The sequence below is a fragment of the Metallumcola ferriviriculae genome, assembly GCF_035573695.1.
Lineage (GTDB): Bacteria > Bacillota > JADQBR01 > JADQBR01 > JADQBR01 > Metallumcola > Metallumcola ferriviriculae.
The window spans coordinates 2,737,966-2,750,716 of sequence record NZ_CP121694.1 but is presented as its reverse complement, the minus strand read 5'-3'; the positions used below and the strand labels follow the sequence as shown (position 1 = coordinate 2,750,716).

The 12,751-nt window shown below is 43.7% G+C and carries 9 protein-coding genes; all 9 read left to right on the top strand.

What is annotated here, in order from left to right; genetic code table 11:
- Nucleotides 1–118: 118 nt before the first annotated feature.
- The 9 genes from MFMK1_RS13625 to MFMK1_RS13585 all read left to right on the top strand — a co-directional run bounded on the left by MFMK1_RS13625 (nt 119) and on the right by MFMK1_RS13585 (nt 12,734).
- Nucleotides 119–898 (top strand): 4Fe-4S binding protein, encoded by a 780-nt coding sequence (locus MFMK1_RS13625; protein ID WP_366922240.1) that lies wholly within the window; start codon nt 119–121, stop codon nt 896–898.
- The gene (locus MFMK1_RS13620) at nt 889–1,662 is read left to right on the top strand and encodes an enoyl-CoA hydratase/isomerase family protein (protein WP_366922239.1); all 774 of its coding nucleotides are present in this window, start codon (nt 889–891) and stop codon (nt 1,660–1,662) included. The genes MFMK1_RS13625 and MFMK1_RS13620 overlap by 10 nt, the downstream gene beginning before the upstream one ends.
- A 115-nt stretch (nt 1,663–1,777) precedes the next feature.
- Entirely contained in the window at nt 1,778–2,857 is a 1,080-nt protein-coding gene (locus MFMK1_RS13615; protein ID WP_366922238.1) for an NADH:flavin oxidoreductase, read from the top strand.
- A 98-nt stretch (nt 2,858–2,955) separates the two neighbouring features.
- Complete coding sequence (locus MFMK1_RS13610; RefSeq protein ID WP_366922237.1) at nt 2,956–3,783, top strand: DUF2889 domain-containing protein; 828 nt, start codon at nt 2,956–2,958, stop codon at nt 3,781–3,783.
- A 410-nt stretch (nt 3,784–4,193) separates the two neighbouring features.
- On the top strand, nt 4,194–5,675 hold the full coding sequence (locus MFMK1_RS13605; RefSeq protein WP_366922236.1) for a sigma-54 interaction domain-containing protein: 1,482 nt from the start codon (nt 4,194–4,196) through the stop codon (nt 5,673–5,675).
- Between the two features lie 530 nt (nt 5,676–6,205).
- On the top strand, nt 6,206–7,057 hold the full coding sequence (locus tag MFMK1_RS13600; RefSeq protein ID WP_366922235.1) for a 3-hydroxyacyl-CoA dehydrogenase family protein: 852 nt from the start codon (nt 6,206–6,208) through the stop codon (nt 7,055–7,057).
- Nucleotides 7,058–7,166: 109 nt separating this feature from the next.
- Entirely contained in the window at nt 7,167–9,071 is a 1,905-nt protein-coding gene (locus MFMK1_RS13595) for a sigma 54-interacting transcriptional regulator (protein WP_366922234.1), read from the top strand.
- 348 nt (nt 9,072–9,419) lie between these two features.
- Entirely contained in the window at nt 9,420–10,958 is a 1,539-nt protein-coding gene (locus MFMK1_RS13590; protein ID WP_366922233.1) for a class I adenylate-forming enzyme family protein, read from the top strand.
- A gap of 60 nt (nt 10,959–11,018) precedes the next feature.
- Entirely contained in the window at nt 11,019–12,734 is a 1,716-nt protein-coding gene (locus MFMK1_RS13585; RefSeq protein ID WP_366922232.1) for a thiamine pyrophosphate-binding protein, read from the top strand.
- Nucleotides 12,735–12,751 lie beyond the last annotated feature (17 nt).

Below are 12,751 nucleotides of genomic sequence, written 5' to 3'. Positions count from 1 at the left end.
ACCGAAGTGTCACTTATAAGGAAAGTGGTGCCTGACACCGAAGTGTCACTTATGTCACTTATATGTCACTTATTTGGTTCCTGCCACCACACCTTGAACCAAACAGGGGGGGATGTAAATGGTACAGACTAAAAATGGAGCCAGGGTTGGCAGGGTATCCATAGGTTTGCTGAAAGAAGCAGCGAAAATTCAGGGTTGGCTTCCCGGTGCAAAAAGCATGGTTATCTACGCGGAGAGGGTGCTGGAAGGTCCCATTAACACAGGCGAGATTCGTCATGCAGTCAGTGAGTTTAAAAGTGTGGATGAACGGCTGTCCGCGGCTGCCAGAGATATGGCATTAGCATTGGAAACCCGGGGTGCTAAATCTTTGCCCATCCCCCCATATTTTCCGTTGGAGATGAGTCATGCTACCAAGGGATTGGTGGGTGATGTATCACTGAAGGAAGCGGCGGCCCAGGCAGGAATGGGCATTATTGGCAAAAATGGCCTGCTTATTACTCCAAAATGGGGACCCCGGCTAAGGCTGGCAGGGGTTGTGACTGAGGCACCATTGGAAGCATTACCTACTGACCCATTACCGTCCCTTGACCGGGTGAAGTCCCGGTGCGACGGTTGTAACCGCTGTATGAGCAGCTGTCCCGCCGGGGCCATTACTGAGGGTGGAGTGGATGTAGGCTTGTGCAGTAAACAGGTTGGGGAGCCCTTTGGTTTAAGGGCGTTAATTAAACACGGCATGGAGCTTACACAGGCCCTGCAGAGTAAGCCCGAAGCAATCCCTGCTTTGATGAGTTCAGAAAAGATTTGGAATTTTTATCAGAATTATATGGTAGGTATGTATTTCAGTTGTGTAGAATGTATGCGAGTCTGCCCGTCAGAGGGGGAATTAACATGCAGATGAAGACAATTAAATGGGAAATAACAGAAGAAACAGCCAGAATTACATTTACCCGGCCGGAAAAAATGAATGTCATTAATACAGAGTTTTTAGAGGAACTGGGCCAGGTTTTGGATAAAATAGCAAAGAAAGAAGTGCGTGTGCTGGTGTTGACCGGAGAGGGTAAAGCATTTTGTGCCGGTGCGGATATCATTGAAATGACTTCACGCGAAACTGTCAGGCAGGTATTATACTTTAACCATATGGTCAATACCCTTTTGAATCGGATAGAGGATTTGCCAATTCCCATTATAGCGGCAATCAACGGCCACACTTTGGGGGGCGGGTTGGAATTAGCCTTGGCATGTGATTTCCGTATAGCTGTCCGGGGCGCAAAAATAGGCCTGCCAGAGATCAACTTGGGTGTAATACCGGCAGCCGGCGGTACCCAACGGTTGCCCAGAACCATCGGTATTACCAAGGCCAAAGAAATGCTTTATATGGGTGAGCCAATTTCCGCCGATGAAGCTGAGAAAATTGGCCTCTTAAACAAGACGGTATTACCTTCGTCTCTAGAAGCCGAAACAGAGAAATTGGTGGAATCGCTGCTTAAAAAACCGGCTCTAGCCCTAAGCATGCTGAAAGAAGCGGTCAATCAGGGTACCCAGCTTGACTTACGCAGAGGCATAAGATATGAGGGAAAGGTTTTCGCCCTGTTGAATGACAGCAAAGAGAAAGAAGAGGGGATAAGAGCCTTTTTAGAAAAGCGAGAACCGGTTTTTAAATAGTGCTCCGAAAGTATTTTTGGTGGTAAGGTTACTTAGCTTTCTAGCAGGGGTTTTAGGCACTGCGGCCAAATCTATGGTTTGCCAATGCTTAAAGTAATGGGGAGTGATGGTTAAATTGAAGACGCTATTTGATAAAACACAAATAAATAACATCGATTTAAACAACAGATTTGTCCGCAGCGCTACCTGGGAGAGAATGGCCGACGAAAATGGGCACCTCACTGCCCGGTTGATGAATGTGTACAGGGAATTGGCCGAAGGCGAAGTAGGGCTTATCATTACCGGCTATGCATTTGTAATGGAGGATGGGCAGCCTAACCCTGGTATGATGGGAATTTACGATGACTCTTTTATTGAAGAATATAATGTCCTTACTGACACGGTTCATAATTTGGGCAGTAAAATAGTGCTGCAGATAGCAGGCGGCGGTACACAGACAACTTTCAAAACGGAAGATAGAGTTATTTGGGGCCCGTCAGCCGTCCCAGAAATGGCTACCGGCGTGGTCGCCAAAGAGATGACGAGAGAAGAAATCCAGACCCTAATTAAAGCCTTTGGTGATGCTGCAGTCAGGTCAAAAAAGGCAGGATTTGACGGGGTGCAGATTCATGCTGCTCACGGCTATATGTTAAGTCAATTCCTTAATCCCTACCATAACCAAAGAACCGATGAATATGGCGGCAGCATTGACAATAGAGCGAGAATAATCTTTGAAGTATACGATGAAATCCGCCGCCGGGTGGGAAAAGATTATCCGGTGATGGTTAAGGTTAATTGCAGAGATTTCGTTGACAAGGAGTTAACTTTTGAAGAAAGTTTATATGTTTGTAAAGAACTGGACAAACGCGGTATTGATGCCGTGGAAGTAAGCGGCGGTAATGCAAAATCAAAAAAGATAAGCTTCGGCCGCTCAGATGTGGATATCGGTGAAAAGGAAGGCTTCTTTTTAGAATATGCTGCAAAAATCGCAGCAGAGATAAATGCCCCAGTAATGTTGGTGGGTGGATTACGTTCCCCTGAGGGCATGGAAAAAATTCTGAAAGAAACAAAGATAGAGTATTTTTCTTTAGCCAGACCATTTTTAAGAGAACCCGGATTAATAAAAAGATGGCGGCAAGGAAAATTGACGCAAGCAGCATGTACATCTTGTAACGGCTGCCGCAGCAAAGAAGGGAATTTTTGTATTCATAGGTAAAAACAGCTTGGGTGTCAGGCACCAAGGGTGTCACTTATTTGTCACTTATTGGTGCCTGACACCAATAAGTGACTATTTTTCTAGTGGGGATGGTATTAATGAACAAGCAGCTTTTCGCCCGACAGTGGCGAACAACAGTACGAAAAAATGAGTCTGATCTCTATATTGAAACGGTGTATCTGGACAAATTTTGCGAAGTTGAGGGTTGGTTTACAGTCCAACCCGGCGATTTCAAAATACTCGAAGCCTGTATAGACGTTTACCGCGGCCCATGGGAAAGAGGTAGACGGAAACTTGACGGACTGCTTGGCAGGGAGGCCTATCTAGGATCCAGCAAGATTTTTCTAGAGGCAGCCCAGGAGGATAAACGGGGCATCTGGGCGGAAGTAATGTTAGAAGGGCTCAAGGGATTACTGCAGGCTGAGTTTTGGATACATAAAGACAGAGGATATTCTTCCTTTGAAGATTATGAACGATATTTTCAAGACGGATTTACCGACTCATGTGTGTACTATAGTAACCTGGAAAACGTGAAAACAAAATTTTATCAACATGCAGGCCCTGTACGGAGTGATTTGCTCTTTACCCGACATAGATCTTCCTTCTTAGAGGAAAGAGAAGGCCGTTATTATCTGACAGGAAGCTTAATGGATTCATTTCACCAAATGGCTTTGGCAATAGAGGTGAGCAAAGACAGGAAAGTGCTTGCCGCTAAAGGCCAGGTTATTCGTTCCGTCGACGAAATCTGTAAGAAAGGTGAGGAGCAGGTGGCGCATCTTTTGGGAGAGCCGGTTTCGCCTCAGGGGTGGCAAAAATCTGTAGGCGGTGCTTTGGGCTGCACCCACCTAGCTGACCTCGCCCGGGAATTGGCCCGGACTTTTCAGCTGTGGGAGCTTTTTTTCCAAGTGATTAGAATGCGAGACTAACTTTCTGATAGCTGAAAGCAGGCCGCTCTGCAAGGGAGTTATATAGATGGTAAGACCATCTTATGTTCGGCAGGTTTTTTCAAAGATATGAAAGAATTTTAATTAATAATTAGCGAACCGGCATCTTTTTGAAACGATGCTAGCTTCATTTTCAGTTTTGAAGTCATTCATTTTATTCTCATATGCACTTAGAAAAACATAACACGAACATCGTTGGCTTTCCTACCATAGGATCTATTTCCTCCCTATGGCTTTTCGGGGCTTATAATACGGATGGCGGATATATAGTTCCCTTATCGATAATAACTATTTGGCAAAGGCTTCGTTTTGATGTACAGTAACTGTATTAGTATTTTTAAATCTAAAACTTAAGTCTTTTATTGGTATTTATATTTTTCGGGGGAGTGACCATGAGTCAGTATAAAAATATCAAGCATATGTTTGTGGACAAACTGCATTTGCTTGCTGAAGATGAAAATGCTCGGTACAGTCTGCATAAGTCGGAGGGCGAAAACATTTTGCGGCTGTTTTTTCACATTATGGATTACTCTTTCGACGGCTACCTATTGTCCGATTGCAGGGGACGCGTGTTTTATGCTAATAAAGCGGTTGAGAGGATATCCCGGATACCCTTGGAGGAAATTATTGGTAAGACGGCCAAGGAAATGTTGGAAGAGGGTATTACTCTGACAAATTCAACTAAAATTTTGGACAAAGAGCCTCTATCTATTACCCAGAAAGTGAAAACTGGTGTGGAAGTGCTGATTACAAGCGTACCTGTTTATGACGAGAATGGCGGGGTATCTTTCTATGTTGCCAACTATCGGGAGATGAGTGAGCTAAACAAGTTAAAGGATATTGTTAACGGGGGCATTAAAAAATACCCCGAAGCATTTTTGACTGAATTGAAAGAATTACGCAACAAACTATTGGAAACCGACGATATAATAGTGAGAAGTGCCAAAATGAAAAAGGTGCTGGAGAGTGTGCTAAAGGTTGCTCCGGTGGATGTGAACGTTTTGGTGACTGGAGAGTCGGGTGTCGGCAAGGAAATCATAGCAAAGTTAATTCATAAATATAGCAGCAGAAAAAGCGGGCCTTATGTTCAAATCAACTGCGGTGCTATCCCCGGAAGCTTGTTAGAGTCGGAGTTGTTTGGTTACGAAAAAGGTGCCTTTTCCGGTGCCCAAAAAGGGAAAATGGGGCTCTTAGAGGTAGCCAACAAAGGGACCATCTTGTTTGATGAGATTGGCGATTTACCCCTAGGTCTTCAAGTTAAAATTTTAAGAGCCATAGAAAACAAGGAAGTATACCGCTTGGGTGGGGTAAAACCTATAAAATTGGACTTAAGAATTATTGCAGCTACCCATAAGGAACTGCAGGCAATGGTTGAGGCAGAGACCTTTCGTAAAGACCTTTTTTACCGACTACACGTAGTAAACTTAAAAATTCCCAGTCTCAAGGAAAGGAAGGATGATATTATACCCCTAGCCTACCATTTTATAAAAACATTCAACGAAAAGTATAAGACCAATAAGGTCTTTACCCCGGAAGTATGCAATGCTCTTGAGGGTTATGAATGGCCAGGTAATGTGCGCGAATTACAAAATACCATTGAGAATATGGTCATATTTAATGAGGGCCCGGTAATAAAGATGAGATGCTTGCCGCAGCACATTTCACGGATATCTCATGACAAGGATAATAATGACTTGCAATTTGAAGAAGGAAGCGATATTAGCTTAAAAAAAGCAGTGGAAACTGTCGAGAAAAGATTGATTTCTTCGGCTATGAAACAACATAAAACTGTAAGAAGAGCAGCTACATCCTTGGGCGTTACTCACTCTACCGTTATACGTAAGATAAAACGCTATAAGTTGGACTTTGACTAGAACGGTGGTCATATAGATGCAGACCCAACCCCCTGTTTGGTACGAGTTTGTGCCAAAAACAGGGGGTTTTATGTTTTGGTGCAAAAACGTACCAACATAATGGTGCAGTATTGTTCCGAATTGGCCGGTCTTCGCCCAGTTACTCTAATATTTCCTCCCAGCATTAATAATTTACCTTTTAAACGGAACTCGGTAAGCGACCTTCTGAGCGGTTTTAGTGGGATATACCTCTCAATTACCGAAACGGGGATATAAGCGGATAAACCCGTAAAATTGAGAATATTGAACCTTAGGAGCAATTTTATGCTAAAGTCGAAGTTTTTATAAGTTGTGATTAAGAGGGGCAGCTGTAAAAAAACGGGACATTTTATTATAATGTGATTTTTGGCATGGTATTTGCTCAATTAATCATTAGGTTAGACTAAGCAGATGTATTCTAATTTTTTACTGGCCGAAACAGGCCACCCATGAAGGCAAGTAATTAAACGAAAATGGCTATAGCCGTTTATTGACCAAAGGAGGTTGGTGACTTGGAGTTTGAGAAAGTGGCTATTGTAGGTGCCGGTGTAATGGGATCAGGAATTGCCCAGGTCTGTGCCCAGAAAGGGTGTCAGGTTTGGTTGTATGATTTATCAGACCAAGTATTAAATAAAGCGGTTGAATTTGTTTCCGAAGGCCTGCGAAAGGACGTTGACAAAAATAGATTATCCGCAGCCGATAAGGAGGCGGCATTATCCCGGATGAAGGTAACTACCAGTATTGAGGAGGCTGTCATCGAGGTAGACCTAGTAATTGAAGCAGTAATTGAAGATCTAGAGATAAAAAAGGATATTTTTCAAGTAGTAGACCGATATGCCCCTACTGGAGCAGTGATTGCTTCCAATACCTCAGCACTTCCTATTACTGCAATGGGTGCAGTTACAAATAGGCCTACTCAAGTCTTAGGACTACATTTTATGAATCCAGTGCCTTTGATGAAGGGGGTAGAGGTTATTCCTGGTGCTGATACCTCTGAAAAAATATTTCAAGCAGGGGTGCAGTTTATCAAAGATTTGGGCAAAGAACCAGTCCAAGCCGTGGATTATGCTGGATTTATTGTAACTCGAATTTTGGATGCTATGTTAAATGAAGCAGTTAATTGTGTGATGGACGGCAATGACCCCGAAGAAATTGATAAAGCAATAAAAGTTTGCACAAATTTTTCTATGGGTCCGTGTGAACTGATTGATCTAGTTGGTGCGGACACCGTTTTTAACGGTTTGCAGACCTTGCAGAGAGAATTTGGCGGCCGGTTTCACGCATCACCGCTGTTAAAAAAGATGGTGAGGGCTGGTCATCTCGGGCGAAAGGCTGGTCGGGGTTTTTATAACTATAAAGGATAAATTGAAAAAAAGGGTTATAGTAAGGAAAACGGTCATTTTTCGTTATAACAGAAAGCATTACTGCTTAACTTGAAGAATTGAGGCCATTTAGTAAGCAGTAAGATACTGGTTGGGCGGTGATGACAGTAAATGGGAAAAGATTAAAGATAGGCTCAATGTCAGTGGCGGGGCAATTGCTATTGGCCATGCCAATACTAGCAGCGGTGCCCTGATAATAAATGCATCGATAATTATAAAGGAGCGGTTGGTGAAGGTTAAGGAAGATGCATCTCTAATTGAATGTGCACATGTAATGGCTGAGAAGAACACGCCTGTAGCGGTAGTAATTAATGGGAAAGAGGAGCCGCTTGGCCTAATTTACCTCAGTGAAGTATGCTTGGAAATATTACAAGGTCAAGGTGAAAAACGTGTTTTAGAACTGACGAAACTGGATTTTTGCGCGCAGTCAGATGATCCAGTCGAGCTCAATGAAGCACTTAACCGGGTCGGCGAGCCAATTATGATTAAAGGGCATAATGGAGAAGCGGTAGGTATATTGACTGAGGACCTGACCATCCCGGGTTTACTTCAGGAGTTTGCAAGTTTAAAACTGGAAAATGCCCGATTGAAGGAAAAAGTAGAAGAAATGGATACGGTTATTGAGAATTCGTATGATTCCATAGTGGTTGCCGATGGTGATGGTACTTTAGTCAGAGTCAGCAGTACCTATAAACGTATTACCGGAATTGACCCGGGGGATTTACTGGGTAAAAATATGAAAGACTTGGAAAAGGAAGATTTCGTTAATGAATCTGTCAGTCTGCGTGTATTGAGAAATGGCAAACCTGAGACAATTAGCCAAAAGTTACAAAATGGCAAAGAAATATTCATCACCGGGAATCCAATTTTTGATGAAGATGGCAAGGTAACCCGAGTAGTTACTAACATCCGAGATATTGGTGAACTTAATTATTTACAAGATCAGATTGAAAGAGAGAAAGAAAAGTCAGCTCGATATTATTCCGAACTAGAGCGGTTTAGGGCTAAACAGTTGGCTTTGGATGAAATGGTGGCGGAGAGTAAGGAGATGCGCAGTATTATTGACTTCGCCATTAAGGTGGCCCAGGTGGATTCTACTGTACTGATTACAGGGGAGTCCGGAGTGGGTAAAGAGGTTATTGCCAAAATCATTCACAAAGCCAGCAAACGCAATAAGGAAGCTTTTATTAAAATTAATTGTGGTGCTATTCCAGAACATTTGTTGGAATCTGAATTATTCGGATATGAAAAAGGTGCTTTTACCGGCGCCAGCAAACAAGGGAAATTAGGCCTTTTAGAAGTGGGAAACCATGGTACGGCACTGCTTGACGAAATTGCGGACATTCCCGTTAATCTGCAGGTGAAATTGTTGAGAGCCCTGCAGGAGCAGGAAATCTATCGCGTGGGAGGCACCAAACTAATCAAATTATATTTTCGGCTAATTGCCGCTACTAACAAGAACCTGCAAAAAATGGTGGAAGAAAAAACTTTCCGCAAAGACTTCTACTATCGGCTCAATGTTGTTCCAATTCATGTAATTCCTATTAGACAGCGAAAGAGGGATGTTATCCCATTGGCTTTTTATTTCCTGAGAAAATATAATGAAAAGTATGGATTAAATAAACGTCTGAATGCTGAAGTATGTAAGACACTGGAAAGTTACGAATGGCCGGGAAACGTGAGAGAGCTGGAAAACTTTGTTGAAAGACTGGTGGTAACCAGTGAGGAGGAGCAAATTAGTAGCCTGAATTTAGCCAGTGGATTTTCCAGCATAAGCGTTCAAGCGCCGAGAAGAGCCTCCAATTGTCAATTGATACCACTTAAGAAGGCCACGCAGATGGTGGAAAAAGAATTGATAATAAACACGCTGAAGGAATACAAGTCCACCCGTAAGGCGGCAAAAATACTGGAAGTGGACCACTCTACTATTGTGAAAAAAAAATTCAGCGATACGAAATCAGTTACCCTAAGTAATTTTTCAATTGTCTTACTTTAGGCGTAAAGATTACCACAACCTCCAACAACTGCGGGATTGTCGTATCTTGTAATTTCCGGTGATAATTATCACCACGGTGAAAAAATTCACCGTGGGTAGTTTCGTCGACATCGTCAAGGAAAACCCCTATGTTGTTGGGGTTACAACGGAACTGGTGAAATATTTCATCGTCCAGATTTGCATCGGAGCTTGCCTGAAACTGCATTAAGTCTGGAATTTAGGAGAGGTGAAGCATTGGCACATTACTTGCATTATTAAATATCAGAAAATTTACTATATTATTAATATTTAAAAATTTCAAACTCTGCTTCCGCAGGGTAACGGAATTTAATGAAAGGAGTTTTGTTAATGAATTTTATTAGTTCCTGGGAGAGGGTTGCCGAAAAAACCCCAAACAAAAATGCTTTGGAGTTTGAAGGGAGGAAAATAAGCTATCGAGAGTTTTTAAATATGGCGCGTACCGTCGGTCGTCGGCTAGAGGGATTTGGCGTTACCAAGGGAGATAGGGTAGTGCTGATGCTGGATAATACGCCGGAGTTTGTTATTGCTTATTTTGGTATTATTCTGGCTCAAGCAGTGATCGTACCGGTTAACCCACGCTACCGGCAGCGTGAAGTACAGGTCATTATTGAAGATTGCCAGCCCAAGGTGTTAATAACTACTGCGGATAATGTCACGATGATTGAGGCAATTCAACAGCAGGTTAACTCCATTGAAAATATCTTTATCACAGACAGTGCGAATATAGAAGGAATACTAAACTGGGAACAACTGTTGAAACCAGTGTTAGGCAGCGGGCAAAACCAAGTTAAAGACGATGACGTTATCGAATTTCTTTATACATCGGGGACAACCGGTATACCCAAAGGCGCCATGCTTAGTCACACTAACCTTTATTCTAACGCGGTGGAGTTTGCTAGGATATTGGAGTTTAGCGCGGATGAAAGATCACTAGTGTTAGCACCTATTTATCATTCTGCTGCCCAGACATGTGTAATGAATGCAACTTTGGTAAGCGGTGGAACTTTGGTTTTAAAAGATAGGTGGATAAGTGCCGAGGATACTTTACAGGCATTCCAGGATAAAAAGATTACCTTCTTCTTCGGTCCGCCGACCATGTATGCATTTATTCTTAATCACCCTGAACTGCCCAAATATGATGTCAGCGCTCTAAGAGTTGCCTTTACCGGGGCCGCTTCCCTTCCTGAAGGGGTGTTCAACCGTTTTAAGGAGGTTTTTGGTTTTGAAATAGTAGAAGGGTATGGTCTTTCTGAAGCTAGCCCGGTGGTTGCTACCAATCCCTTTAGAGGTGCTAAAAAACTTGGTTCGGTGGGCCAGGCGTTTCCCGGGGTTGATATTAAGATTGTGGATAGCGATGATAATGAAGTTCCCACCGGCACCGTGGGTGAGATTACCTGCCACGGCCCTAATGTCATGCAGGGTTATTACCAGAAGCCCGATGAAACAAAACAGTCGTTGAAAGATGGGTGGCTTCATACTGGCGACATGGGTTATGTAGATGAAGACGGATATTATTATATCGTTGATCGCAAGAAAGACATGATCATCCGGGGCGGCCTCAATATTTACCCTCGAGAAGTAGAGGAAGTATTGTATTCCCATCCCAAAGTTCTTGAGGCTGCCGTCATAGGTGTGCCCCATTCAGACATGGGAGAGGTGCCTAAAGCGGTAATCGTACTAAAAGATTCAATAAAGTCTAGCGCAGACGATATCCGCGGCTACTGCCGGGAGCAGCTCTCATCGTATAAAGTGCCACAATTCTTTGAGTTTGTTACAGAACTTCCTAAGACCAGCACGGGTAAAATTCTAAAACGGGAGCTAAGGAAACAGGGCAAGTCTTCTAATTCCCATTCAAATTCGGTTTAAGAGTTTAAATGAATTAGTCCATTTAAATTTCATTATTAAAGCAAAAGAAAGGAGTATTTTATGCACACAGGACATTTAATTGTTGACTTACTGAAAAAGCGAGGCGTCAAATACATTTTTGGAGTACCCGGAGGACAGACTTTACCGCTGTATGATGCGGTAAAGGATGCCTACCCTGATTTAAAGCATATAACTATGCGGGAAGAGCGAAATGCAGGTTATGCAGCTTGCGCTTATTCCCGTGTGACTGGAGAATTGGGAGTTTGCGATGCCACTGTGGGACCGGGGGTGACCCAACTGCCTACCGCGCTTGGTGAGGCATACAACTCATCTACCCCTTTGTTGGCCTTGATTAGTGACCTTCCTTTAGATTGGGTAAACAAAGTAGATTACGGCACGGCGTCCCAAGGCATGTATCAGTTGGAAATGTTACGACCGGTGAGCAAATGGCAGGCCAAGGCTACTTCACCTAAAATACTTCCGGAACTGGTGCAAAGTGCCTGGCAGAAGGCTCTGACCGGCAGGCCGGGACCTGTGGTGCTGGCTGTCCCTGAGGATGTTTTCTCCGCAGAGTGTGACTTGAGCGAGTTTGAGACCGACCCAACAATATCAAAAAATTCTTACCCTGCGTACAGGCCTTTATCCGCGGCGGATGAGATCGAGGCCGCCACTGATTTGCTACTTACGGCCAAACGGCCAGTGCTTATAGCCGGTGGCGGTGCCTTGATATCAGGCGCTTATGAGGAAGTGGAGAAGCTGGCAGAATATTTGAGCATGCCGATTGCAACTACTTTTACCGGTAAGGGGGTCATTTCTGAAAATCATTCCTTGTCTATTGGTATGTTGGGCGGCATTGGCATTAATTACACCTATCAACTAACCCAGCAGGCGGATGTAGTGCTGCTGGTAGGCTTTAAATCTGGTCAAAATTCCACATTCTCTTGGACACTGCCAACACCGAAGCAGAAAGTAATACACTTGGATATTGATGCCTCAGAAATAGGAAAAGTATTTAAAACTGAGGCCGGCATTGCCGCCGATGCTAAAGTGGGTCTGGGGCAGTTGCTGCGGGCGCTAAATGAGCGTACAGATGGAAAACCACAGACCAAGGAAAAGTATCTAAATGAGGTAGCCGCTACCAAAAAGCAGTGGGAGAAGGAAATGAGAGACGATTTGACCGCCGATATTCCTATTAAGCCTCAGAGAATCGTTCAGGAGCTATCGGAAATGATGGGATCTGAAGATATCTTAGTCTGCGATGCCAGTTTTACCAGCGGTTGGGGCGCAGTTTACTATCGTGTTAAGCAGGCCGGACGTAAGGTGCTTTTCCCCAGGGGATTAGCTGGGTTAGGGTTTGGTTTACCCGCCGCCATCGGCGCTCGCATGGCCCAACCTAAAGGAAACATCGTTTGTCTCAGCGGGGACGGAGCATTTGCCTATACGGTTTCCGAGCTGGCAACCTTAAAGAAATTTGGTTTGAAAATAATCAATGTGGTGCTGAATAACAGTGACTGGGGCTGGATAGAGTGGGTTAGTAAATTGAACTTCGACAAGGAACATTTTGACCTACCTTTTGTAGATTATGCTAGGGTCGCGGAAGGTTTTGACTGCCTAGGCTTTTCCGTGGAAAAACCGCACCAATTTAAAGAGGCGTTTCAGGCTGCACTGGATAGCGACCGCTCTTCGGTGATAAACGTTCGGACCGCCGTATGGGAGACTCCAGTTCTAAGCTTTAAGGAAGCGCTGGCTAAAAAGAACAAGGTGGCATACTTATAAAATTTTTTTGAAGGGGG